At 64.7% G+C, this 23,803-nt stretch carries 27 protein-coding genes; 13 read left to right on the top strand and 14 right to left on the bottom strand.

The genetic code is table 11. The features are described from left to right. Positions 1-21: 21 nt before the first annotated feature. Both EKH49_RS14105 and EKH49_RS14110 read right to left on the bottom strand, forming a co-directional pair. Positions 22-1,218 carry a 4-hydroxybenzoate 3-monooxygenase gene (locus tag EKH49_RS14105; protein WP_128471340.1) on the bottom strand — a complete coding sequence of 399 codons (1,197 nt, stop codon included), beginning with the start codon at positions 1,216-1,218 and terminating at the stop codon, positions 22-24. Positions 1,219-1,436: 218 nt separating this feature from the next. Beyond that, the gene (locus tag EKH49_RS14110; RefSeq protein ID WP_128471341.1) at positions 1,437-2,183 is read right to left on the bottom strand and encodes an IclR family transcriptional regulator; all 747 of its coding nucleotides are present in this window, start codon (positions 2,181-2,183) and stop codon (positions 1,437-1,439) included. Positions 2,184-2,409: 226 nt separating this feature from the next. Here EKH49_RS14110 and EKH49_RS14115 point away from each other — a divergent pair, with 226 nt between their 5' ends. Beyond that, positions 2,410-4,536: a BCCT family transporter gene (locus tag EKH49_RS14115; protein ID WP_236641174.1), complete on the top strand. Its 2,127-nt coding sequence runs from the start codon at positions 2,410-2,412 to the stop codon at positions 4,534-4,536. A gap of 163 nt (positions 4,537-4,699) precedes the next feature. Beyond that, positions 4,700-5,350 carry a DUF6318 family protein gene (locus EKH49_RS14120; RefSeq protein ID WP_128471343.1) on the top strand — a complete coding sequence of 217 codons (651 nt, stop codon included), beginning with the start codon at positions 4,700-4,702 and terminating at the stop codon, positions 5,348-5,350. A gap of 101 nt (positions 5,351-5,451) precedes the next feature. Here the strand turns inward: EKH49_RS14120 and EKH49_RS14125 are convergent, their stop codons facing one another. Then, positions 5,452-6,645: an MFS transporter gene (locus EKH49_RS14125; protein ID WP_236641175.1), complete on the bottom strand. Its 1,194-nt coding sequence runs from the start codon at positions 6,643-6,645 to the stop codon at positions 5,452-5,454. A 212-nt stretch (positions 6,646-6,857) separates the two neighbouring features. On the opposite strand from EKH49_RS14125, the gene EKH49_RS14130 reads away from it, so the two are divergent. The 4 genes from EKH49_RS14130 to EKH49_RS14145 all read left to right on the top strand — a co-directional run bounded on the left by EKH49_RS14130 (position 6,858) and on the right by EKH49_RS14145 (position 10,281). Next, positions 6,858-8,069 (top strand): thiolase family protein, encoded by a 1,212-nt coding sequence (locus tag EKH49_RS14130; RefSeq protein WP_128471344.1) that lies wholly within the window; start codon positions 6,858-6,860, stop codon positions 8,067-8,069. A gap of 19 nt (positions 8,070-8,088) precedes the next feature. Next, positions 8,089-8,760, top strand: a complete 672-nt coding sequence (locus EKH49_RS14135; protein WP_128471345.1) for a 3-oxoacid CoA-transferase subunit A — start codon at positions 8,089-8,091, stop codon at positions 8,758-8,760. Then, positions 8,760-9,416, top strand: a complete 657-nt coding sequence (locus EKH49_RS14140) for a 3-oxoacid CoA-transferase subunit B (protein WP_128471346.1) — start codon at positions 8,760-8,762, stop codon at positions 9,414-9,416. Before EKH49_RS14135 ends, EKH49_RS14140 begins: the two co-directional genes overlap by 1 nt. Positions 9,417-9,498: 82 nt before the next feature. Then, positions 9,499-10,281 (top strand): IclR family transcriptional regulator domain-containing protein, encoded by a 783-nt coding sequence (locus EKH49_RS14145; protein ID WP_128471347.1) that lies wholly within the window; start codon positions 9,499-9,501, stop codon positions 10,279-10,281. Positions 10,282-10,308: 27 nt separating this feature from the next. Here the strand turns inward: EKH49_RS14145 and EKH49_RS14150 are convergent, their stop codons facing one another. The 3 genes from EKH49_RS14150 to EKH49_RS14160 all read right to left on the bottom strand — a co-directional run bounded on the left by EKH49_RS14150 (position 10,309) and on the right by EKH49_RS14160 (position 12,368). Beyond that, positions 10,309-10,926, bottom strand: a complete 618-nt coding sequence (locus EKH49_RS14150) for a cysteine hydrolase family protein (RefSeq protein ID WP_236641176.1) — start codon at positions 10,924-10,926, stop codon at positions 10,309-10,311. A 66-nt stretch (positions 10,927-10,992) separates the two neighbouring features. Next, positions 10,993-11,391, bottom strand: a complete 399-nt coding sequence (locus EKH49_RS14155) for a VOC family protein (RefSeq protein ID WP_128471348.1) — start codon at positions 11,389-11,391, stop codon at positions 10,993-10,995. 95 nt (positions 11,392-11,486) lie between these two features. Then, on the bottom strand, positions 11,487-12,368 hold the full coding sequence (locus tag EKH49_RS14160) for a lipase family alpha/beta hydrolase (protein ID WP_128471349.1): 882 nt from the start codon (positions 12,366-12,368) through the stop codon (positions 11,487-11,489). 465 nt (positions 12,369-12,833) lie between these two features. On the opposite strand from EKH49_RS14160, the gene EKH49_RS14165 reads away from it, so the two are divergent. The 3 genes from EKH49_RS14165 to EKH49_RS14175 are packed head-to-tail and all read left to right on the top strand — an operon-like array spanning position 12,834 to position 14,842. Beyond that, entirely contained in the window at positions 12,834-13,484 is a 651-nt protein-coding gene (locus tag EKH49_RS14165) for an alpha/beta hydrolase (protein ID WP_128471350.1), read from the top strand. Further along, positions 13,481-14,515: an LLM class flavin-dependent oxidoreductase gene (locus EKH49_RS14170; RefSeq protein WP_128471351.1), complete on the top strand. Its 1,035-nt coding sequence runs from the start codon at positions 13,481-13,483 to the stop codon at positions 14,513-14,515. Before EKH49_RS14165 ends, EKH49_RS14170 begins: the two co-directional genes overlap by 4 nt. 33 nt (positions 14,516-14,548) lie before the next feature. Further along, positions 14,549-14,842: a hypothetical protein gene (locus tag EKH49_RS14175; protein WP_128471352.1), complete on the top strand. Its 294-nt coding sequence runs from the start codon at positions 14,549-14,551 to the stop codon at positions 14,840-14,842. Here EKH49_RS14175 and EKH49_RS14180 read toward each other — a convergent pair. Next, on the bottom strand, positions 14,839-15,939 hold the full coding sequence (locus tag EKH49_RS14180; RefSeq protein WP_128471353.1) for a hypothetical protein: 1,101 nt from the start codon (positions 15,937-15,939) through the stop codon (positions 14,839-14,841). The two genes, EKH49_RS14175 and EKH49_RS14180, sit on opposite strands and share 4 nt — an antisense overlap. 78 nt (positions 15,940-16,017) lie before the next feature. On the opposite strand from EKH49_RS14180, the gene EKH49_RS14185 reads away from it, so the two are divergent. Continuing rightward, positions 16,018-16,449, top strand: coding sequence for a MarR family winged helix-turn-helix transcriptional regulator (locus tag EKH49_RS14185; protein ID WP_038992432.1), 432 nt, complete (start codon positions 16,018-16,020; stop codon positions 16,447-16,449). A gap of 24 nt (positions 16,450-16,473) precedes the next feature. On the opposite strand, the gene EKH49_RS14190 is transcribed toward EKH49_RS14185, so the two are convergent. Genes EKH49_RS14190 through EKH49_RS14210 form a run of 5 tightly spaced genes read right to left on the bottom strand, consistent with a single transcriptional unit; the run spans position 16,474 to position 19,163 of the window. Next, the gene (locus tag EKH49_RS14190) at positions 16,474-16,683 is read right to left on the bottom strand and encodes a DUF1653 domain-containing protein (protein ID WP_038992430.1); all 210 of its coding nucleotides are present in this window, start codon (positions 16,681-16,683) and stop codon (positions 16,474-16,476) included. Positions 16,684-16,722: 39 nt separating this feature from the next. Next, positions 16,723-17,217 (bottom strand): MogA/MoaB family molybdenum cofactor biosynthesis protein, encoded by a 495-nt coding sequence (locus EKH49_RS14195; protein ID WP_128471354.1) that lies wholly within the window; start codon positions 17,215-17,217, stop codon positions 16,723-16,725. After that, a complete protein-coding gene (gene moaC / locus EKH49_RS14200) occupies positions 17,207-17,683 on the bottom strand; it encodes a cyclic pyranopterin monophosphate synthase MoaC (protein WP_128471355.1) in 477 nt (158 codons plus the stop codon). Before moaC ends, EKH49_RS14195 begins: the two co-directional genes overlap by 11 nt. Beyond that, on the bottom strand, positions 17,676-18,908 hold the full coding sequence (locus tag EKH49_RS14205) for a molybdopterin molybdotransferase MoeA (RefSeq protein ID WP_128471356.1): 1,233 nt from the start codon (positions 18,906-18,908) through the stop codon (positions 17,676-17,678). Before EKH49_RS14205 ends, moaC begins: the two co-directional genes overlap by 8 nt. A gap of 3 nt (positions 18,909-18,911) precedes the next feature. After that, entirely contained in the window at positions 18,912-19,163 is a 252-nt protein-coding gene (locus EKH49_RS14210) for a MoaD/ThiS family protein (RefSeq protein WP_073707444.1), read from the bottom strand. Between the two features lie 39 nt (positions 19,164-19,202). On the opposite strand from EKH49_RS14210, the gene EKH49_RS14215 reads away from it, so the two are divergent. Then, positions 19,203-20,375, top strand: coding sequence for a ThiF family adenylyltransferase (locus EKH49_RS14215; protein WP_330857445.1), 1,173 nt, complete (start codon positions 19,203-19,205; stop codon positions 20,373-20,375). A gap of 2 nt (positions 20,376-20,377) precedes the next feature. Next, the gene (locus EKH49_RS14220; RefSeq protein WP_201739621.1) at positions 20,378-20,785 is read left to right on the top strand and encodes a molybdenum cofactor biosynthesis protein MoaE; all 408 of its coding nucleotides are present in this window, start codon (positions 20,378-20,380) and stop codon (positions 20,783-20,785) included. 263 nt (positions 20,786-21,048) lie between these two features. Here the strand turns inward: EKH49_RS14220 and EKH49_RS14225 are convergent, their stop codons facing one another. Then, a complete protein-coding gene (locus EKH49_RS14225; protein WP_128471358.1) occupies positions 21,049-22,005 on the bottom strand; it encodes a helix-turn-helix transcriptional regulator in 957 nt (318 codons plus the stop codon). A gap of 113 nt (positions 22,006-22,118) precedes the next feature. On the opposite strand from EKH49_RS14225, the gene EKH49_RS14230 reads away from it, so the two are divergent. Continuing rightward, on the top strand, positions 22,119-22,655 hold the full coding sequence (locus EKH49_RS14230) for a DinB family protein (protein ID WP_128471359.1): 537 nt from the start codon (positions 22,119-22,121) through the stop codon (positions 22,653-22,655). On the opposite strand, the gene moaA is transcribed toward EKH49_RS14230, so the two are convergent. Then, positions 22,652-23,692 (bottom strand): GTP 3',8-cyclase MoaA, encoded by a 1,041-nt coding sequence (moaA, locus tag EKH49_RS14235; protein ID WP_128471360.1) that lies wholly within the window; start codon positions 23,690-23,692, stop codon positions 22,652-22,654. The two genes, EKH49_RS14230 and moaA, sit on opposite strands and share 4 nt — an antisense overlap. Between the last annotated feature and the right edge of the window lie 111 nt (positions 23,693-23,803).

Consider the following 23,803-nt stretch of genomic DNA (forward strand, 5'->3'; position numbering starts at 1 on the left):
TGCGGTGGTAAGTCAGGAAGTTCAGGCGTGGGGCCAGCCGGTGTAGGACTCGGCCAGATACTGCTGGCCGAACCGCGAGGAGGTGACGGTTTCCAGCTCGCCCAGGGCGCGCTTGGCCATGAACGGGTCGCCGCCTACCGGGGTGTGGAGCATGGAGGTCATCCAGTAGGAGAAGTTCTGCGCCTTCCACACCCGCTTCAGTGCCAGGTCGGAGTAGCCTTCCAGCAACTGGTCGCTGCCGGTGGAGAAGTAGGAATCCAGCGCTTCGAAGAGCACCTTCACATCGGCGAAGGCGAGGTTCAGGCCCTTGGCGCCGGTGGGCGGGACGGTGTGCCCCGCGTCGCCGATCAGGAACAGGCGCCCGTGGGAGAGCGGTTCGCGCACGAAGGAGCGGAAGCCCAGCACGGTCTTGTCGAAGATCGGCCCGGTCTTCAGCTGGAAGTTATCCGGCCCGTCCACGCGCTTTTGCAGTTCGGCCCAGATGCGGTCATCGCTCCAGGCGTTCACGTCTTCGTTCGGGTCGCACTGGAAGTACATGCGTTGCACGGTTTCGCTGCGCTGGGAGATCAGCGCGAAGCCATGCGGGGAGTTCGCGTAGATCAGCTCGGGGGCGGACTTCGGCGCTTCGGTGAGGATGCCGAACCAGGCAAAGGGGTAGGTGACCTTGAAGTCCTGCTTCACGGTCTCGGGCATCTGGCGGCGGGCGAAGGAGCGCGAGCCGTCGGCACCGACGATCACATCAGCGTGTACCTCGAACTCGGTGCCCTCGGCGTCGGTGAAGCGGAACTTCGGGGTGGTGGTCTCCATGTCCAGGATCTCGGTGACCTCGCAGGAGTAGCGCACGTCGCCCTGGTCGCGCTGGCGGGCCGCGGACAGGTCCACGAACACCTCGTTCTGCGCGTAGAGGGTGACGGTGGCGTCCACCAGGTCGCGGAAGTCCAGCGGGTGGGATTCGCCGTTGAAGCGCAGGTCGATGCCTGCGTGCTCGTCGCCTTCGGTGAGCACGCGGCCGTCGACGCCGGACTCGGTGAGCATCTGCACCGCCTGGGCTTCGAGGATTCCGGCGCGGTGGGTGTTGCGGATGGTTTCGTGGTCGCGCATTTCCACGACGATGTTATCGATGCCGGTCTTGGCCAGCAGATGCGAAAGCATGAGCCCGGCCGGACCGCCGCCGATGATGCCGACCTTGGTCTTGAGGATGCGTGGATTCTGGACCATGGGACCTTGCCTTGCTGTCGTCTGGGCCGTGAGCCGTGCGGCCGGCTGCGTTGCCGGGCCGGGTCAGCTGGCCGAGGGAAGTATTGGGGAACTTCCACAAGCATGCGACGCGGGTGACCTGGACGACAGCGACGTTCTCAATGAATGAGAATAATGGGCCGCATATCCATGCAGCGGCGGTCTCGCACGGCGGGCAGCTGTCCGTCCTGGCCTCGCCGCTAGCTGTCCCTGATATGCAGAGCGCGGGCAATGCCACGGGCCGCGGTGCGCAAGGCCAGAGCCGCTGGTTGCAAGGCTCCCGAGTCCCGGGGGACCACCACCGAAATGACAGCAACCTGGTATCCGGCTTCGTCGAGGATCGGGGCAGCCACACCAGTGGTTTCCGAGTCGATGAATCCGTCCAATGAGGCGAACCCGATGCGCCGGATTTCTGCTATTTCCGCGTGGAAATCAGGATGTGCCGCGGTCATCAGCTCGCGGTGGCGTTCAAGGAAACCGCGAATGATCTCGGGCCGGGAAAAAGCCAGGAGGGCCATGCCCATCGAAGTGCGGTGCACCGGCATGCGCCCTGCGACATTCGCCTGGTTCACCACGGAGCCGGGCCGGGAGAGCCGTTCGATGATCAGCACTTCGTCCTGGTGGAGAACGGATAACTGGGTGTTCTGCCCCAGCAGCTGGTTGATGTCCTCCATGAAGGGCAGCGCTGCGGTACGGAGATCGTAGGTGGCAGCACTTCGATTGGCCAGTTCCCACAGGCGCAACCCGAGGCGCACCTGGCCGGTATTGTCACGGGCCAGCAAGTCGTGGGAGACCAATTCATCCAGCAAGCGGTACATGGTGGCTTTGGGAATATCGGCCCGGCGGGACAGCGCGCTGACGGTCAGCTGCGGGTTGTGCGCGTCGAAGGCGTCAAGGATCCGCACCAGGCGGTCCAGCATCGAATCCCCGCTGGGCGAATTGGCCATGGCACTACTCTAGACCAGCAGGCCAGCGGTCTGGTGGCAGGCGAAAGAGAGCGATTCAACTCCCGGGATGCTAGACCCGCGAACCGCAACGTGCCTAGGCTGAGCACAGGTACACCGATGACCACGGCCTTGCGGAGGGGGCCACGCGCCCGCCGGGCGAGTGGCGCAGTATAGGCGGGCGAGGAGACCGGAGCCGTGATTGCACCTGGACTTCAGGGAGATCATGGTGGCAGAGCGCAGCGGTACGTCGCCGGATCCAGATGAGAAGCCGAATCTTACCGTTGGACGCAGCAAGTTCGGTGTCAGCAAGAAGCCGAGGAACCCCGAAGCCGAGGAATTCAGGGCGCCGATCACCAGTACTGAACTGAGCAAGAGGCTCGGGGAACTCATCGAGCACCCCGGTCCCAAGGTCAACTGGCGGGTGTTCGTGATTGCCGCCGCGGTCATTCTGGGATTCTCCCTGTGGGCGATGCTCGCCCCGGATGCCGCGGCCTCGGCGATGCGCTCGGCGGTATCGTGGATCTCCACGAACCTGGGCTGGTTCTACGTGCTGACGGTGACCGCGGTGGTGATGTTCTTCGCCGCCGGCGTGGGCATCGACATGCTCTTCTATTCGGTGACCGGGCCGATTACCCAGTACATCGCCCCTCCGGCGGCTGATCCCGAATCCGCCGCGGCCGCCCAGGACGCGGTGGTCTGGACGATGTTCCACTACGGCATCGCCGGCTGGTCCATGTACGCGCTGCTGGGCATGGCCATGGGCTACTTCGCCTACCGCTGGGGCATGCCGCTGTCCATCCGCGCGGCGCTCTACCCGCGGCTGGGCAAGCGCGTGCGCGGCGGCACCGGCGACGTGATCGACATCTTCGCCCTGGTGGGCACCGTCTTCGGCGTCGCGACCTCCATGGGCATCGGCATCGTGCTGCTGAATGTGGGCTTCTCGATGATCTTCGGGCTGCCCGAAGGGCTGGCCCTGCAGATCGCGCTGATCGGGGTGGCAGTGGTGCTGACCATCGCCGCCTGCACCTCCGGGGTGGACAAGGGCATCCGCATCATCTCCGAGCTGAACCTGTGGTCCGCGGCGGCCATGATGCTCTACATCCTGGTCACCGGCAAGACCTCCTTCCTGCTCAGCGCACTGGTGGAGAACATCGGCCGGTTCATCTTCACCCCGCCCGAACGCACCTTGCAGACCTTCGCCTACGAGGCCGACGGGCCCGACTGGATGGCCAGCTGGACGCTGTTCTTCTGGGCCTTCTGGCTGGCCTGGGGGCCGTTCGTCGGCATGTTCCTGGCGCGCATCTCGCGCGGGCGCACCCTGCGCGAATTCGTCATCGCGGCGATCACCGCCCCGGTGCTCTGCGACTTCTTCATCGTCTCGATCTTCGGCAACAGCGCGCTGAAGGTGGTCATGGACGGCAATACCGGCTTCGCCGAGCCGGAGCACGGATGGTATGCGCTGCTGGAAATGTTCCCTGGCGCCCCGTTCCTCATCGGCCTGGCCATCCTCTCCGGCCTGCTGTTCTACCTGACCAGCGCGAACTCCGGCGCGATGGTGATGTCCAACTTCTCCTCGACCATCCCGGACCCGTCGCAGGACGGGCCGAAGTGGCTGCGCATCTTCTGGGCTTTGGCCACCGCGATGCTGACCATTGCCATGCTGGTGGCCGGCGGGGTGACCACCATGGAGCACGCCACGCTGATCTTCGCGCTGCCGGTGACCATCATCGCCTACCTTGTGATGGCTTCCTTCTCCAAGGTGCTGCGCATGGAGCGCGCCGAACGCGAGGGCCGGAGGAACCGGCGCAAGGCCACCGCCGCGCATGGCGGCGCGGCCCCGGACAAGACCTGGCGCCAGCGGCTGGCCCAGCTGCGCTCCTACCCGTCGAACAAGCAGGTGGCCCGCTACGTGGAAAAGGCCATCCACCCGGCGCTGGTGGAAGTGGCGAAGGAATTCGAGGAACTCGGCTACCATGCCGAGCTGTCCACCACGCCCAACGAGCAGACGAAGATCCCCGAGCATGCTCTGGTCATCCACATCCCGGACCACCGGGATTTCCATTACCAGGTGGCCGCGGTGGAAGCTCCTGTGCCGATGTTCGGCGCGCGTTCGATGTCCCGCGAAATCGACGTGTATTTCCGGCTCGAGGTCTTCACCCAGACGGGCTCCGAAGGCTACGACCTGATGGGCCTGGAACGCGACCAGGTCATCAACGATGTGCTGGACCGCTACGAAACGCACCTGTCCTTCCTGCGGTACTCGGACGAGCACGACTATGCCTCGGTGCTCACCCCGCCGCGTCCCGGAGCCGGGAACGGAGCCCGACCCGGGTGCCGGCAATCCGCCCGATGAGCAGCATCCAACGCCTCCCACTCCAGACCGCGGCCAGTAGGCCGAAGAAGCGGAGAATGAATTAGCCTCTCGGCATCCTATTTTCCAACCGATTGATGTATTGTCGGTTGCAGGTGGGGGCGTACCTATTGAGGAGCGGGTGGACATGGTTCGAATTCATAAAGTGGAACTGGTTGCACTGTCGGCTGCCGTGGCGCTGGCCGCCAGCGGTTGCGTCGGAGTGTCCGAGGAGGGTGCCGGCAATCAGCCGGACGCCACGGCGGCATCCGGCTCGGATTCTGCGCAGCAGGCTGTCGAGGCGCCGCAACCGCCTGCGGGCTTGGAGGAGGAAACCGAGGAGGGCCTTGAAGCTGCCGTCGACTACTGGGTAGCCCTGCTGAACCATGCGGTGGCCACTGGAGACACTGCGACGCTCAAGGAATTCTCCGCTCCGGACTGCTCGCTGTGCCAGGAGCAGATCGCCGCAATCGACCGGGTGTACGCCGAGGGCGGGAGCATTGCCGACGGGCAGTTCAGCATCGTCGAGATCTCCAGCAGCCTGGACCAGTTCCAGGAAGAAGATGGCGATGACAAGGTGGCCTTTGCCAACTTCGGGATGGAACGCGCCGCCGGCGAGGTGCTCGATTCCGAGGGTAAGGCGAGCGGCCAGATTGGGCCGGTGTCCTGCCAGGGCATCGACAGCACCTGGGACGAGGTCGCCTACGACAAGGATGGGAACTTCATCGGATCGATCTGCCGGCTGGCTGTGCAGGAGCCGGAGTTCGACGAAACCACCGGGTGGCGGCCGCTGGATGTCGCATTCAACGCCCAATAGCAGTGCACAGGTGAAAGGCGCCTCGATCGCAGCATGAAGAACGCCGGGCCCCTTCTGGAAGGGGCCCGGCGTTGCTTGCAGGGAACAGCTGCTGCGCGCGGCTACGCGCTCTTCGGCTTCGGGATCTGCGCGATGACCAGGACTGCGATCAGCGCCGCTCCGCCGTAGAGGAAGAACGCGCCCGGGTAGGCGGTACCCGCGGCGACCATCAGGCCGGTGACGTATGGGCCGATGATGGCGCCGAAGCGGCCGATGCCCGAGGCCAGGCCGATGCCCGTGGCCACCATGTCGCGCGGGTACACGTGCCCGGCATAGACATACATCAGGCACTGGGCGCTGAACACGAAGATGCCGGTGACGAACAGGACCGCGGTGAGCAGCACCTGGCTGCCGAATGGCACGGCCAGCAGCAACAGGAACACCGCGGACGCGGCGAACCAGAGCAGCGAGATGAGCTTGATGCCCTTGGCATCCGCCGCGTAGGCGCTGATGATCAGGCCTGCAATCGCGCCGAGGTTCAGCACGAAGAGCATGGTCAGCGAATCGGCCACCGGGTAGCCGGCAGCGCCCATGATCTTCGGCAGCCAGGCATTCAGGCCGTAGACCAGCACCAGGCCCATGAATGCGGCAATCCACAAGCCGATGGAGCTGCGCAGGTACTTGGGCTTGAGCACATCCATTGCCGAGGTCCGCTCATCCGCGGCAGCCACTTCGCTATCCGGCAGCTTGAACCACAGCAGCGCCAGCAGCGCCAGGCCCAGGCCGCCGCCCAGGTAGTAGAGCAGCGACCAGTGCACGCCGGCGGCCTTGCCAGCCAGCGAGGCCAGCACCGCGCCGAGGTGGTAGCCGACCATCGGCAAGTTGTTGGCCAGCGCGCGGCGTCCCACCGGCGCGTTCTCCTGCATCAGCGCCAGCGCTACCGGCATGCAGCCGCCCAGCCCGAGGCCCGCGATGAAGCGCACCAGGCCCATCAGGAACGCCGAGGGCATGAGCGGGAAGACCAGCGTGAAGATCGAGAAGACGAGCACTGCGAGCAGCAGTGGGCGGCGCCGCCCGAAACGGTCGGCCAAGCGGCCCATGAATGCGGCGCCCACGCCCACGCCGATCAGCGAGAAGGTGTTGACCCAGTTCATGGCTCCGACGCTGAAGCCGCCGACATCCGGGTCGGTGAGCATTGGGATTGTGGCGCCCAGTGCGACGATGTCGTAGCCCTCGAAGACCACGATGAAAAAGCAGAGGACGGCGATCCAGCCACCGAGTCGTTGTGGGGCGGTGCTAGTGGGGGGCGCGGACAATCTTGATCCTTTCGACGACGCGACGCCATGGCAGTGATGCAGCTCATGACCAAGTGAGACTAGCACCTCATTCGCATAGTGACCAAAAGTTCGCACAGCGAACAGGTGGGACTGGCCAAACTCTTGTGCCCGATGGGTGGAAACTGATAAAGTTCAACATACGAACATAAGTTCACGATGTGAACATCTTATAGCGATGGAGCAGTGAGACGATGCAGCAGGCCTACCTATACGACGCAATCCGCACGCCATTCGGCAAAATCGGCGGTTCCCTGTCCAGCCACCGCCCCGACGACCTGGCCGCCCACGTGGTGCGCGAACTGGTAGCCCGCGCTCCGCAGCTGGACAGCGCGCAAATCGACGAGTCGATCTTCGGCAACTCCAACGGCGCCGGCGAGGAAAACCGCAATGTGGCCCGCATGGCCACCCTGCTCGCTGGCCTGCCCACCTCGCTGCCGGGCACCACGATGAACCGCCTGTGCGGCTCCTCGCTGGATGCCTCCATCGCTGCCTCCCGGCAAATCGCCACCGGCGACGCGGACCTGGTTCTGGTCGGTGGCGTCGAATCCATGTCCCGCGCCCCCTGGGTGCTGCCCAAGACCGAGCGCCCGTTCCCGATGAGCAATCTGGAACTGGCCAACACCACCCTGGGCTGGCGCCTGGTCAACCCGGCCATGCCGGGTCAGTGGACGGTGTCGCTGGGCGAGGCCACCGAGCAGCTGCGCGAGAAGCACAACATCTCCCGCGAGGACCAGGACGAGTTCTCGGCCCGTTCGCACCAGCAGGCGGCGGCCGCCTGGGAGGCCGGCAAGTACGAGAACCTGGTGGTCCCGGTGCCTCCGGCAACCAAGCGCGGGGTGGAAGTCACCCGCGACGAGACCATCCGCGCCGATTCCACCACCGAAACCCTCTCCAAGCTGCGCACCGTCTTCCGCACCGGGGAGAACGCCACGGTCACCGCCGGCAACGCCTCGCCGATGAGCGACGGCGCCTCGGCCGCCTTCCTCGGCTCCGAGCGCGGCGGGCAACTGCTGGGCGCAGACCCGATTGCCCGCATTGTCTCCAACGGCGCTGCCGCCCTGGACCCGCAGTTCTTCGGCTTCGCTCCGGTCGAGGCGGCCAACAAGGCGCTGGCCAAGGCCGGCCTGAAGTGGTCGGACATCGCCGCGGTGGAACTGAATGAGGCTTTCGCCGCCCAGTCGCTGGCCTGCATCCGCGCCTGGGATGTCGACCCGGCGATCGTCAACGCCTGGGGCGGGGCCATCTCCATCGGCCACCCGCTGGGCGCCTCGGGCCTGCGCATCCTGGGCACCGTCGCCCGTCGGCTGCAGGAATCCGGCGAACGATACGGCATCGCCGCGATCTGCATCGGCGTGGGCCAGGGGCTGGCAGTCGTCGTCGAGAACGTGAACGCAACCAAGTAGCTTGTAGAAAGGCAGCATCATGGCACCACGTATTGCCACCTCGGCCGCGGACGCCGTCGCCGAGATCACCGACGGATCCACCGTGCTGATCGGCGGCTTCGGCAACGCCGGGCAGCCGATGGAACTGATCGACGCGCTCATGGAGTGCGGCGCCACCGACCTGACGGTGGTCAACAACAACGCCGGGCAGGCCGATGCCGGCCTGGCCCTGCTGATCAAGGAGCGCCGGGTGAAGAAGATCATCTGCTCCTTCCCGCGCCAGTCCGACTCCTGGCACTTCGATACGGCCTACCGGGCCGGGGAAATCGAGCTGGAACTGGTGCCGCAGGGCAACCTGGCCGAGCGCATCCGCGCCGCCGGGGCCGGCATTGGCGGGTTCTTCACTCCCACCGGCTACGGCACGCTGCTGGCCGAGGGCAAGGAAACCCGCATCATCGATGGCAAGGGCTATGTGCTGGAAACCCCGATCCATGCGGACTTCGCGCTGATCAAGGCGCTGAAGGCCGACACGCTGGGCAATCTGGTCTACCGCAAGACCGCACGCAACTTCGGCCCGATCATGGCCACCGCGGCCAAGCAGGCCATCGTGCAGGTGGACGAGGTCGTGCCGGCCGGTGCCATCGATCCGGAAAACGTCATCACCCCGGGCATCTTCGTGGATACCGTGGTGGAACTGGGAGGGGAAAAGTAATGAGCGCATTCAGCACCACCGAGGCGAAGCTCACCCGCGATGAAATGGCGCAGCTGGTGGCCGCCGACATCCCGGCCGGCGCCTTCGTGAACCTGGGCATCGGCCAGCCGACCAACGTCTCGAACTACCTCACCAAGGAGCAGGGGGTTACCCTGCACACCGAGAACGGCATGCTGGGCATGGGCCCGGTCGCCACCGGCGAGGACATCGACGAGGACCTGATCAATGCAGGCAAGATCCCGGTCACCGAGCTGCCCGGCGCCTCCTTCTTCCACCACGCTGATTCCTTCGCGATGATGCGCGGCGGGCACCTGGACGTGTGCGTGCTCGGCGCCTTCCAGGTCTCCAAGAACGGCGACCTGGCGAACTGGCACACCGGTGCCGAAGGCGCCATCCCCGCAGTGGGCGGCGCCATGGACCTGGCCATCGGCGCCAAGGCGACCTGGGTGATGATGAGCCTGTTCACCAAGGCCGGTGAATCCAAGCTCGTCGAGGCGCTGAGCTACCCGGTCACCGGCCTCGGCTGCGTCTCGCGGATCTACACCGAAGTCGCGGTCTTCGAGCTGCGCGATTCGAAGGTCTTCGTGCGCTCCACCCATGGCATCAGCTTCGATCAGCTGGCGGCCAAGGTTCCGGTGGAACTGACCAAGGCATAGCAGACACAGTAGATTAGTGGGGTGCGCATCGGGGAACCCGGACGCGCACCCCGCAATCATTTGAGCACGCGCAAGGAGCACGGTGAGCGAGCAGGCAGCACCAACCGCATCGGTCCAGTCACTGGCCCGGGGCTTGGCGGTCATCAGCAGTTTCGACGCAGAACACGCGTCGATGACCCTCTCCGAGGTCGCCGCCCGGACAAACCTGTCCCGGGCCACCGCCCGGCGGTTCCTGCTGACCCTGGTGGATCTGGGCTATGTGCGCACCGACGGCAAGCACTTCGAGCTGACTTCCAAGGTCCTGCAGCTGGGCTATGCCTACCTGTCCAGCGCCACCTTGCCGCAGCTGATCGAGCCGGTGCTCGAGGAACTCTCGGCCGCCGTGCACGAATCGGCTTCCGCTTCCATCCTTGACGGTTCGGATATCGTCTACATCGCCCGCGTGCATACCCGTTCGATCATGCGGGTAGGCATTTCGGTGGGCACCCGCTTCCCTGCGGCCAATACCTCCATGGGCCGGGTGCTGCTGGCCCACCAGCCGGCGGAAATCCAGCAGGAGGTGCTGTCCGCCGGGGTGCAGTCGATGACCGGATTGGGCATTGGAGATGCGGCTGCGCTGCGCGAGGAACTGGAGAAGATCCGCGTCCAGGGCTATGCGGTGGTGGACCAGGAACTGGAAATCGGGCTGCGCTCCGTGGCGGTGCCGGTATTCAGCGCCGATGGCACCGTAGTGGCCGCGATGAACGTGTCGATGAGCGTGCATCCGAATACCGCTGATACTGCGCATGATGCCGCCCAGGCGGTGCTGCCACGGCTTCTCGAAGCCGCGCAGCAGGTGCGCGAGGCGCTGGCCGCCAGCCGCTAGCGGCCAGCGGCGAGCCGACCCTGCGGATCAGCCAGCGGCCGGATCCCATTGGATATCGCCGCAGCCGGTGATCGTGGCGAGCAGCCCGAGTGATTCGATGCTCGCCGCATGGGCCGCCTCGGTGGCCGCCGAGCAGGCATCTTCCACGATCACCACCCGGCAGCCATGGTCCACAGCCGCCCGGGCGGTGCTTTCCACCGAGATATTGGTTGCCACCCCGGCGATCAGCAGGGTGTCGATGCCGCCGGATTCGAGCAATCCAGCGAGTTCGGTCCCGAAGCCGCCGACCTGCTGGTTGGTGATGACGGCATCGCCAGGGCCAGGCAGCAGCGGCTGGATGATGGCCGCCGATTCGGTGCCGTCCACCAGGGCGCCTGCCTGCTGCACCAGCTGCAGCAGCGGGGAATTGGGCACCAGGTCGCTGTAGTCCGGGGCGAAGGCGATGCGGGTGTAGATGATGGTGGCGCCGGCCGTGCGGGCCTGGTCCAGCAGCCCGGACAGTTTGCCCACCACGTTCCGGGCGGTGATCTGCTCGTGGAACAGGTGCGCGAAGGCGCCGTCGGGCCCGATGATGTCCCTTTGATTGTGGATGGACACCACTGCAGTCCTGGACGGGTCGAAACGCATGGCATGCCCCTTTTCCACGGGCCGCCGACCTCCTCAGCGGCGCTCGGTTTCAGCTTGCCACGGGCACGGCACGCACGCCAGCTTTTATTTCCGCGGCTCGCGCGCATCCCGGCGCAGCGGATGATCTGCCGGCACCTGCACCAGCACGATCCTGGTTCCGTCGGGATCCTCGATCCATGCCTCGACCAGGCCCCAGTCCTCCTGGCATGCCTCGCGGAGCACCTTCGCGCCGCGGGCGGACAGTTGTTCCAGTTCCGCACGCACATCCCGCACCTGCATCCAGAGCACCAAGGTGGAAGGCGTGCCAGGCGCCCTGCGCCCGGAGACTTCCAGCTGGCCATTGCCCAGGAAGAACACCATGCCTGGTTGCTCGGCCGGACCGAATTCCCGGGCCACGGCCAGCTGCAGCACTTCGCGGTAGAACCGCTGGGTTGCGGCCAGATCCACCGGCCGCAGCAGCACCCTGCTGGAAAGTACGTCCATGGTCACCAATCTAGTAGCTGGCTGGCGCACTGCCTAGGGGTGCTCCGGGTGCGTCCCGGCACCGGGAGCCGATGCCTGGACGCGTACTGGCCTGCTTACAGGTAGCAGGATGGGCGGTAGCCGGGGTCTGCCGGGCCATCGGTGGCCAGGGCGTTGAGCACCCAGCGATGGACCACCGGATCAACGTTCACGCCGAGGTGTCCCGAGATATTCAATGGGCATTTGTCCTGAAGCAGGACGTTGGTCACCTGCGCGCTGTTTCCCTTCAGGAGCTGCGATTTGTAGGGCATGACGATCTCGTCGTACTTGGTGGCAATTACCGTATAGTCCGGGCCGGCGACTGTGTCGCCGATGGCATTCAGCTCGGTCATGAAATCGCTGCCGGACACCTGGTCGGCGCAGGAATCGCAGATCCAGGTGTCAATGCTGTTGGCAATTGCCACGCCAGTGGCGGTCGGGACCAGAATGCCCTGGGTGCCGTGGCTGGATGGGGCGATCGACACCAGGTCGTTGACGTACTTCGCTCCGCCCATGTGGCCCATGTACCAGCGCGGCATCATTCCGCCTTGGCTGTGCCCGACGATGTCCACCTTCTTGGCGCCGGTGGCCTGGCGTACGCGGTCAATGAAATCGCCCAGTTCGGCCGCCGAGTCGGGGACATGCGCGGCCCCGGAAAGCCCGTTTTCAAAGCCGTAGTTCAGTGCGAAAACGCAATAGCCGTTGCGCTTGAGCTTGGGCGACAGGGAGATCCAGTTGACGTCCATCGTTTCAAAGGTGCCGTGAACCAGGACTACGGGGTAGGGGTGTTCTGCATCGGGCGTGCAGTCCCAATCGTTGGCCCCCACTGGGCTGATGCCAAGAGTGGAAACCGTGCCGGCTTGCGCGGTGCTTGCCGGGCTTGGCGCGACGGCCGGAGCAGCGAGTGCTGCGGCGGCCAGGCACAGTGCGCCTAGACCGGAGAGTATGCGTCGTTGCATGGTTGTCCTTCGGGTAAAAGTTGGAAGAAACTTGCTACCGGCCAGTAGTAAAACGAAATGATCACAGTAATTTTGATCGCTGTCCAGAGTTTTCTGCCGCCGAATTCTTGCGTGAAGTGGGATGGGATACCTCCGGATTCAATGATTCCGCCAAGGCGAATCCCCGAGTTTTCGCATTAGCTTCGGGCCGATTCCGGGCCGGGATCATCTTTGTTGACCAGCAGGTTCGTACTGCTGCCGCGCGGCTCTTGGCAGAGGGTGAACTGGATCGCAGTGTAGCTCGCTTCGGAAATTCCGAATGGGTCTGGTCGGGTGTATGTGACGAGTTGGATTGAAAAAATTTACTTGTATCTTCAATCAATTCCAGTATGCTTGGACTATGAACTTTGCCGGGAAGGCTGCCGTGAAAGCTGAACTTCCGCCTCCGGCACTGCCCCCCGGCAACTGATGAGGAGCTGACCTGCCATGAGCAACCTGTTGAGCGATGTGCGTTCTTCCAACTGGGATGACGCCGCGGAATCCGGCGCCGTGCTGGTCTTCCTGCATGGCTTCGGCTCCAATGAGCACGACCTGGCTTCGCTGGCCGAACCGTTGGGCCTTCAATTGCCGTGGGCTTCGCTGCGCGCACCGCTGGAATTGGGCCACGGCGGGGCCGCCTGGTTCCAGATCACCACACCGGGCGTCCCCGACGCGGCACCGGTGGAAGCGGCAACCGCAGCCATCTGGGCCTGGATCGACGCAAATGCGGACGCCTCCACCAAGATTATTCCGGTCGGTTTCTCCCAGGGCGGGCTGATGGCCAGCCAGCTGCTGCGCACCCGTCCCGAGCGCGTCCTGGCCACCACGATCCTCGGCGGTTTCGTGCTTGGCGGCACCCAGCCAGCCGATGAAATCATCGCCGCCCAGCGACCCGCCGTCTTCTGGGGCCGCGGCACCGAAGACCAGGTCATTGCCCCGGTCGCCATCGAACGGACCGCCGGGTTCCTGCCCGGGCACTCGACCCTGAATGAACGGACCTACCCGGGGCTGGCCCACGGCATCAACATGGATGAGCTGTACGACGTGCGCAGCCACATTTCCGCGCAACTGGATGCGATGGCAGCAGACAACGCATGAGCCAGGGCGCGCCCTTTGAAATCGGCATCTTCACCTTCGGGGAATTGACCAGGGATGCCGACGGCAAGCCCGTCGATGCGGCCACCAGGATGCGCGACATCCTTGAATGGGCGCGGGTCGCAGACCAGGCCGGACTGGACGTCTTTGGCGTGGGCGAGCATCACCGCGAGGACTTCGCGGTGTCCGTCCCTCCGATAGTGCTCGCGGCCGCCGCCGCGCAAACCCAGAACATCAAGCTGACCAGCACCGTCACGGTGCTTTCATCCGCCGACCCGGTACGCGTCTTCGAGGACTTCTCCACCGTGGATCTGATCAGCGGGGGACGCGCGGAAATCACCGCCGGCCGCGGGGCCTACCTTGAATCCTTCCCGCTCTTCGGCCAGTCGCTGGAACGCTACGACGAGTACTTCGAGGAAAAGCTGGATCTGCTGCTGAAGATCCGCGACGAAAACCCCGTGACCTGGAGCGGCAACACCCGCGCGCCGCTGGATGAGGCGGGGGTCTGGCCTCGTCCGGTTCAGGAGCAACTGCCCATCTGGGCAGCCGTGGGCGGGATGCCAGCCTCGGCGGTGCGTGCCGGCCGGCTAGGGTTGCCGCTGTACCTGGCGATCCTCGGCGCACCTGAACGCTTCGGGCCGCTGGCCCAGCTCTATCGCCGTGCCACGCACGAAGCCGGGCGCGAGCCAGGACGCATCGGGGTATCTTCGCACTTCTATGCCGAGGAAACCTCGCAGGGCGCCCGGAACAGCTTCTACCCGCATTACAGCTCCTGCATCGGGCAGAACATGCCGCGTGCAGGATTTCTGGATCGTGAATCCTTCGAGGCATGGGCCTCCCCGCGCGGGGCGCTCTTTGCCTGCAGCCCGGCAGAAATCGTGGACAAGATCCTGTGGGAGCACGAGATCCTAGGCCACACCCGTTTCCTGGCGCAGGTGGGTCTGGGCGGCCTGTCGCAGGCGCAGACCTTGCGTTCCATCGAGCTGCTGGCCACAGAAGTCCTGCCACAAGTGCGCGCCGCGTTGGGCCAATAGCGCCGGCAGCAAGGCGGCGGCTAGCCTAGAAGCATGCACGCAGTAGAGAAGCGCCTGCGCGAGATCCGGCAAGCCATCTCGAATCTGCGCGAGGCGGCGGCAATGGACGGCGATGCGCAGCGGGCGGGCGTGGCACAGTCGCTCGGCGAGCTGTTCGGGCTGGTCTCGACCCGCAAGGAATTGCGTGCCGCTGCGGCGCAGGCGATGCGGCACTACCAAGGCGGCATGGGATCATTCCAGGATGCCGGCACCCCGGCGATGGGTGATGCGGTCGACGGACTGCGGCGCGCGCTGGCCAAGGCACGATCAAGACTGCCTGCCGGCTAGGCCGCGACAGCCTCTTCGACGTCCTGGATCGAGGCATGCTCGTTCGCGATGCGGGTTCTGCGCACGCTCCAGGCGTGGGTCAGGATCACCAGCAGGATCCCGGGAATGAGCCACAACAGCAGTCGCAGGATATCCATGCTAATGGACTGCTCGGGAAAGTAGACCAGGGTCTGCACAGCATCCAGCCACCCTGCGCCATTCCAGAACGAGTTCAGTGCACCATAGAAGCCGGGCTGCATCTGGGGCTGGAAGATGCCGCCGGAGCTCGTGAAGTTCAACGCGACGAAGCATAGCGTCAGCACTGGGGTGGTCCAGTGGCGCAGCAGCGGATGCAGGCCCAGGCCCAGCAAGGTGATGCCGGCGGCATAAACCCAGGAAGTCAACCAGATGCCCGTGAACCGGGACTCGATGATCCCGTAGACCGGGCCTGCGATGATCACTGCGATCGTGGCAACCACTGCGGCGGCGACCGCCGCCAGGACCAGGCGCACCGGCAGCTTGACCTTGCCCATGAACCCGGCCAGCGGAACGGCGCTGGCATAGCCGCCAATGCTCAATGCAACCAGCAGGAAGAACAGGCCCTGCCCGGTGGTGTCCTGCGCTCCCGTGGGCACGACATCCTCGATGCGCAAGGGTAGGTCTTGCTCATAGGCCACGTCCATGAAGATCTTCTGGGCAATATTCGCCGACGTTTCCGATGCTGCGCTGGAAATGTACAGCGTTGCGGTGCCGTTGACTGTTTCGTAGGCGGCTGCGAGCTCGCGCTGTCCGACCAGTTTCCGAGCCTGCGCGGCATCAGCGACGGTGCGCACTCCCAAGGCGCCGTCGGATTCATCCTGCAAGGTTTGGGCGAAGACCTTGGACTGCGCGGAACCGCCGACGACTGCTACCTGCACGTTGTGCGGACTGGGCGCATGGAACGCGCCCAGATAGAACAAGCCCATGATTGCGCACAGGAAGAACGGGATCAGCATGGTCAAGGCCAGCTTTCCCCAGCCCAGCGGTGCCCGCTTGGGCGCAGGGGACGGCTTTGCGTCCACGGAGACGGTCTGCGTGGAGTCGGAGGATGGGCGCGGGGCGGTGTCGGTGAGAGTCATCAGCACCCAAGAATACTCTTAATGTTGCATGATGCAACTTTAAGATTCCGATGAAGCCCTGGGTACTAGACTCGGTACATGGGCAAGGAACAGCGCGAAGCCGACATCCAATCGATTTTCCACCACATGCAACTGATTACCCGGCGGGCAAATTCGCGCTCCCGCCAGCTGGCCGAGCCGTTGACCCTCGTGGAGCATTCCCTGCTGCGCTTCATTGCCGATACTCCCGGAACCCGGGCTACCGACATTGCCGAGGCATTCTCGCTGAACCGGTCGACAGTTTCCCGGCAAGTGGGCACGCTGCTGGAGTTGGGATACATCGCCTATGACGCTGCCGAATCAGGGCGCGGGCGCGTACTGGAACTGACTGAGCTGGGAAGCGATCGGCTTCAGGCATCCGCCGCAGTGCACCGCGCCGCGGTAGCCGACCGCCTGGATGGCTGGAGCGAAGAGCAGATCTCCACCTTTGCCGAAGCCTTGGCACGCTACAACGAGGCCGACTCGCAGTAGAGCCAGGGAATTCCGCGACCGGACCTATGCGATCCTGGCGAACCGCGGTCCGCTGTAGCCGTCGCGTTCAACGTGTTCCGCGAACATTTGAAGCGGCCGGGCCCAGAAGCTGTAGTCATCGTAGAGCTTGCGGTAGAAGACCAGCGGCTCTTCGGTCTCGCTGTGCTTTCCCACGGCCAGCACCTCATAGCGCTGTCCCTTGAAATGCTGGTAGATGCCGGGTTCGATGCTCACCGTGGCGGCCTTTCTGGTCAATTGGGATGCAGGAAAACTTCAGCGCGAGCCGTGCCCGGCACCGACGCCGCTGCGCTGGGCCAGCAGGTGCTCAAGGATCGGTTCCAGGACCGCCAGCCCGTCCTTCACTCCGCCGGTGGATCCGGGCAGCGTGATCACGAAGCTGCTGCCAGCGAATCCTGCCACCCCGCGGGTAATGATGGACATCGGGGTTGAGGCCTCTCCGCGCCGGCGGATGGCCTCGATGATACCTGGCAGCTGGACATCGAGCAGCGGGGCAACCATTTCGGGGGATTGGTCATCGGGCGAGACCCCGGTCCCGCCGGTGACGATCACTATCTGGCTGCCATTGGCCAGCAGCTCATCCACGGCGAAACGCACCGGCTGCCCGTCGGCTACCACCGTCGGTTGCCCGGTGTCGAAACCGCGCTCGGACAGCCACCGGGTGATCAGCGGGCCGGTCTTGTCTTCTGCTTTGCCGGCCGCGGCGCTGGTCGAGGCGACCACCACCGCCGCTGTGCGGCTAGTCTCCACGAACCCAGTCCCCGCTCTTGCCTCCGGACTTGGACAGCACCTTCACCGAGCGGACCTCGGCGTGCTTGTCCACGGCCTTGACCATGTCGTAGAGGGTCAGCGCGGCGACACTGGCGGCGGTCAACGCTTCCATCTCCACTCCGGTGACACCCTTGGTGGTCACCTGGGCGGTGACGCGCACTGCGGATTCCTCGGCGGTGAAATCAATGGACACTTTGGAAATCGGCAGCGGATGGCACAGCGGGACTAGTTCCCAGGTCCGCTTGGCCGCCATGATGCCGGCGATGCGTGCGGTGCCCAGCGCCTCGCCCTTGGGCAGGTCTCCGGTCATCAGCATCGGGACGACATCCGGGCGGGTGGCAAAGATGGCCTCGGCGGTAGCCACGCGCTTGGTGACCGCCTTGTCGCTGACGTCGACCATGTGGGCGCTGCCGTCTTCGCGCAGGTGGGTGAGTTTCTCAGACATTCATGCTCCAAGTTTCAATGCTTTGGCCGGCCGCCAGCTGGCTGACGCCTACCGGGATATGCACCAGCGCATCGGCGCGGGCCAGGTCGTGGACCAGATGGGACCCCGGATCCAGGATGGTGACCTGTCCATCGCGGATCACTGCCCTGCGCACCTGGTGCTTGTGCTCGGGGGAGCTGGCATCGGATGCCAGCAGGTACTGCTCGGGCCTAGGCTCGGGCAGGCCATTGAATTCGCGCAGCAGCGGAACCAGGAACAGCTCGGCCGAGAGCAGCGCGCTGACCGGGTTGCCCGGGAAGCAGAGCACCACTGCGTCGTCCAGCTGCGCATAACCCTGCGGGCCGCCGGGCTGGATGGCCACGTGGTGGAAGTTCCCGCCGCTTTCGGACAGGGCCTGGCGGACCACTTCGTAGGCGCCGGCGCTGATGCCGCCGACGGTCACGATCAGGTCCACTTCTGCCTGCAGCCTGTCGATGGCGTTGGCGAAGCCTTGCGGATCATCGGGCAGCTGGATGGTGCGGACCTCGACCTGGTGCCGGCGCAGCAGGGCCGCGAGCATAGGCGAATTGGCATCCGGGATCTGCCCTTCGGCCAGCTGGCCATTGCTCAGCTCATCGCCGGTGGTGCATAGCGCCACCTTCAGTGCCCGGCGCACCGGAACTTCGGATAGCCCGCTGGAAGCCAGTGCCGCGATCATGGCAGGGGCCAGTCGGGTTCCGGCAGGTGCCACGAGCGCACCGGCTTGAAGATCCACGCCGGCCGGGCGGATGAAGCGCCCTTCGGGACTCGGCGCGGTGAATGCTGCCTGGCCGCTGGGAGTGCCGTGGCCGCAACGCACGAGTTCGGGAAAGGTTCCGGCGGCGCTTTCCTCCACGGGAATGACGGTGTCGGCTCCGGCCGGGATCATTGCGCCGGTCATCACCGGGCTGGCGGTGCCCGGCTGCAGCTCCAGCTGCGGGTCCCCGGCGGCGGCGGTGAAGCCCAAGGGCAGGGAGACCGGGGCATCGGGTGCCGCGGACAACAGATCTGCGCTGCGTACGGCGTAGCCGTCCATCTGCGAATTCGTGAACGCTGGGATGGGCAGCACGGCGAAGGTGTCCTCGCTGGTGATCCGGTCGCACAGCTGCTCGCTGGTTACGGGCAGCCATTGCGTGCCAAGCGAATCGAAGACCGGTTTGAGCAGGCTAGCCAGCTCGGCGCGATGGTTTTCAAGGGTGCAGGTCATTGGCTATCCGCCTGCAAAAGGCGGCAGCACGTCCACGGTGAGCTCCCCGGTCGGACCCAGCTCGCCGGCATCGCGGCGCACCACACCGTTGACCAGGAAGCTTCCGGCACGCAGCACCTGGGCCATCTCGGTCCCGTGGGTGTCGATGAGCTGCGTGCGCAGCTGCGCCAGGGTTTCCGGCCGATCCCAGGTTTCCTGCTCGGTGCCCGCCGCCGCCGCGGCGGCAGCGAAGTAGCGTATCGTGATCTTCGACATGACTTCATGCTATCGCGCTAGAGCGAACAGGACACGATGATGAGCGAAGGCTACTTCCCAGCCCTAGTCGCACCCGGTGCGGAACTCAGCGGCGAACAGGCTAAGCGGGCCGCACGCCAGCTCTCGTTGCCCGGATTCGATGAGGTATCCCAGCGCCGCTTGGCCGCCGCCCGCGTGCTGGTGATCGGCGCCGGAGGCCTGGGCAGCGCCTGCATCCCGTATCTGGTCGGGGCGGGGGTAGGCACCATTGGCATCGTGGATGACGACGTGGTGGAACTGTCCAACCTGCATCGCCAGGTCACCCATACCACCGCGAATATCGGCAAATCCAAGACCGCGTCGCTGGCCCAGACGGCCACCGCGCTGGATCCGAACGTAAAGATTATCGAGCACAACCTGCGCCTGGATTCCTCCAATGCGCTGGAGATCTTTGCGAATTATGACCTCGTGATCGACGGCAGCGACAACTTCCCGACCCGTTACCTGTCCAATGATGCTGCGCAGCTCACCGGCATCCCGCTGATCTGGGGATCCATCCTGCAGCACCACGGCCAGGTCTCCGTGGCCTGGCATGAGCAAGGTCCGGGCTACCGCGATCTCTTCCCGGTTCCTCCAGCCCCGGGCACCGTCCCGGACTGCGCGGCCGGGGGAGTGCTGCCCGGATTATGCGGAACCATCGGTTCGCTGCTCGCCACCGAAGCGCTGAAGCTCATCGCAGGACTGGGCCAGCCGCTGGTGGGCAAGGTGCTGATCTATGATGCGCTCGCCGCCAGCACCCGCACCCTGGAATACTCCCGCGACCCGCAAGCCCCCGAAATCTCCGGGCTGATCGACTACGTGCTCTTCTGCGCCGGATCGCTGCCGGAGGCCGAATCCGTCGGCGCCGAAGCGCTCGCCGACGCACTGGCCGGTGCGGATGCGCCGGTGCTGCTGGATGTGCGCAACGACGACGAACGCGAACAGCAGCACATTGCAGGGTCCCTGCACCTGCCGTTGCCCCAGCTGGAAGCGGCGATCGAATCCGGTGCCGAGCTGGAACAGATCCCTGAAAACGTCACCGTGTACTGCGCACGCGGACCGCGTTCGCAACGCGCGGCATCCTTGCTCGCCACACGAGGCATCAAGGCAAATTATCTTGACGGCGGGTTGCCGGCCCTGGCCGAAGTTGCCCCGAACTTGCTGGCAGAACCAGCAGACATTGAAGGAGCTTGAGCATGAGCTACGCACTGATTACCGAAGAACCGATCGATGAAGCTGCGGTGAAGGCTGCCGTGGAATCCGATACTTCGGGAGCCTTGGTGATGTTCCATGGCATCATCCGCAACCATGATGGCGGCCAGTCGGTGAATTCCTTGGATTACTCCCACCACCCGCAGGCACAAGAGTTCCTGGAAAAGATCATCGCCGAGGAAGAAGAACGCACTGGGCTGAAGCTTGCGGCAGTTCACCGCGTGGGTCCGTTGAAGATTGGTGATGCGGCGCTGGTAGCTGCCTCGGCCGCGGCGCACCGCAAGGAAGCCTTCGACGCCATCGAGAACCTGGTGGAACGCATCAAGGCCGAGGTGCCGATTTGGAAAAAGCAGCACTTCACTTCCGGCAGCTCCGAATGGGTTGGGCTTTAACAATTCGGTTGGTTCCGTGCGCTAGCACGTGGAGATCCGGACTTCGCGGGGGCGTGGCCATGGCCAGCTTCGAAAGCAATTAATCTTGGCAACGGCGTAATTGAATCGACCAGCAGCCGAGCCAAGTCACCAGGTTGACGCTTCACGGTTCAACAAGCCCACGTTTCGTGGTCTGTTCATTGCGCGCGGCTTCCAGGCCAGCGAGCAATCGTACGGCATTTTTCGGCGAGCACAGCAGCTAGCTGGTTTCGACAGCTGGAATTCTACGTGCCAGGCTCTTGTGCAAGTCTGGCCGACCATTCCGACAGCAACTCCCGCAATTCCTTTGGCTGCACCTCGCTGACCGGTGCTTCGCTCAGCGCCAGCCCGAAAGCCGCCCACCGCAGGTCGGCGTTCTCCGTGCGCACCATGCAACTGCGGTCATCGATCGGATCGATCTCGAACCACCGGCCAATGAGGGGTGCCAGCGCTTCCGCGCCGGCGTGCACCCGTGCGCTGACTGGCTGCACTCCGGAGCCGCGCAGCCCATTGCGGACAAACTGGGCTGCATCGCCGCCGGGGATCTGCCGCGGCGCAAAGCGCAACGCCCGCGGATCTGCGTTCTCGGCGCGGTCCACGCGGAAGCTGCGCCAATCATCGCGATCCAGATCGAAGGCCACCAGGTAGTAGCGGTTGCCGACATTCACCAACTGGGCCGGCTCGACCCTGCGCGAGCTCGCAACTCCCTTGGCATCCTTGTAGTCGAAGGCGATTCGTTCATGGTCGCGGCATGCCTGGGCAAAAGCCACCAGAACTGCCGGGTCCACGGAATCAGGTGAGGAAGTCGGGGAGTCCAGCGGGACGGTGCTGGAAGCCAGCGCTTGCACCCGCTGCCGGAGCTTGGACGGCAGCACCGGGACCACCTTGGACAGGGCACGCAGCCCCGCCTCCGCAAGCGCATCCTCGCCGCCGTGGACCGTCGACTGTAGTCCGACAACCAGCGCGACCGCTTCCTCGTCGTCAAGCACCAACGGAGGCAGTGCGGCGCCAGAAGACAGCTGGTAGCCGCCGCCCACACCGCGATCCGCCTGCACCGGGTAGCCCAAGTCGCGCAACCGGTCGATGTCGCGGCGAACGGTGCGCAGGCTGACGTCCAAGCGTTCAGCCAGCTCGTCCCCGGACCAGTAGCGGTGGGTCTGCAGCAGGGACAGCAAACGCAGGAATCTGGTGCTGGTACTCATGCAACAAGTCTGCCTTGATTTAGGACAAGAACTGGCACTTTTGGCTTCTACTCTGGTTATTACCAGCTGGAAATACCCGCTGCAGCTTATGCCAGGAGGAAACCACGAGCACCATGGCCAACACCAACACCACCCTCACCGGGGAACGCGCCGACCTGTTCCAGGCCCTTGCCAATGCCCGGCATTTCCTGCGGTTCACCACCCAGAACCTCACCGATGAGCAGGCAGCCACTCGAACCACAGTCAGCGAGCTGACCCTCGGCGGGCTGATCAAGCATGTGACCGGAGTCGAGCAGCAATGGCAGGAATTCATGGTCAAAGGGCGGGCCGCCATGGCCTGGGACGGCATTGACTTCTCCGAACCGACCTCGGAGATGATCGAAGCCTTCCAGAACGAATTCAACATGCAGCCACACGAGACGTTGGACGAGCTCCTGGAAAACTACGCCCTGATAGCCGAGCGCACCGATGCCCTGCTGGCAGAAATCGATCTGGACACGGTTTACGAATTGCCCTCCGCCCCGTGGTTCACCGACACGCACTGGTCGGTGCGCCGCACTTTGCTGAACATCATTGCGGAAACCACCCAGCATGCAGGGCATGCGGACATCATCCGCGAATCCCTGGACGGGCAGAAATCGATGGGCTAGCCCCCGATGTAGGACATTTCGATGCGCTTGCGGTTGCCCGGGGTCAGTGCGGCGCGCAGTTCCGAATAGTTGTCATCGCGCTTGCGCCAGTGCCCGGCCAGCGCGTTGGCCAACTCCTCATCGCTGATCCCGTCGCGCATCAGGGCGCGCAGGTCATAACCGGAGCCGGCGAACAGGCAGGTGTACAGCTGGCCTTCGGCCGAGACCCGGGCGCGCGAGCAATTGCCGCAGAAGGCATTGGTGACACTGGAGATCACGCCGATTTCTCCGGCGCCGTCGGTGTAGCGCCAGCGGTTGGCGGTTTCACCCGGCTCGGTCTTGCTGACCGGTTCCAGCGCCCAGCGCTTATTGACCATGGCCACAACCTCGGAAGAGGGCAGCACCTCGTCCAGCTTCCAGCCGTTGGTGGTGCCCACATCCATGTATTCAATGAAGCGCAGGATCGCACCGGTGCCGCGGAAATGCTCGGCCAGCGACAGGATCTCCGAATCGTTGACCCCGCGCTTGACCACCGTATTGATCTTCACCGGGCCCAGGCCCACCTCTTGAGCCACATCAATGGCGTGCAGCACCCGGGACACAGGGAAATCCACATCATTGATGGCCTTGAACTTGTCGTCATCCAGCGAATCCAGCGAGATGGTGACACGGCGCAGCCCCGCGTCCTTGAGCTTCTGGGCCATGACCGGCAACGCCGAGCCGTTGGTGGTCATTGCCAAATCCACCGGCTGGCCCTCGGGGGTCTTCAGCTTCGAAAGCATGCTAACCAGGTCCACGATTCCGCGGCGCAGCAGCGGCTCGCCTCCGGTCAGGCGCAGCTTGGTGACCCCCAGCGAAACGCTGATACGAGCCAGCCGCTCGATTTCCTCGAAGCTGAGCAGCTCGGAGCGCTCGCGGAAGACGAAATCGCGCCCGAAGATCTCCTTGGGCATGCAATACACGCAGCGGAAATTGCAGCGGTCAGTCACCGAGATCCGCAGGTCGTGCAGGGGCCGTCCACGGGCATCGCCCAGAGCGCCGGCCGCTTGTGCTTTCATACTCTCCACAGTAGCTTCCGGCATCCTCGCGTGGAAGACGGTTAACCTGAAAGTAACAAATCAGCTACGCAAATGGATCGGCATGGCAGGTGCGACGGTAGCATTGGCACC

Source organism: Glutamicibacter sp. HZAU (assembly GCF_004100365.1).
In the GTDB taxonomy this organism is placed as follows: Bacteria; Actinomycetota; Actinomycetes; order Actinomycetales; family Micrococcaceae; genus Glutamicibacter; species Glutamicibacter nicotianae.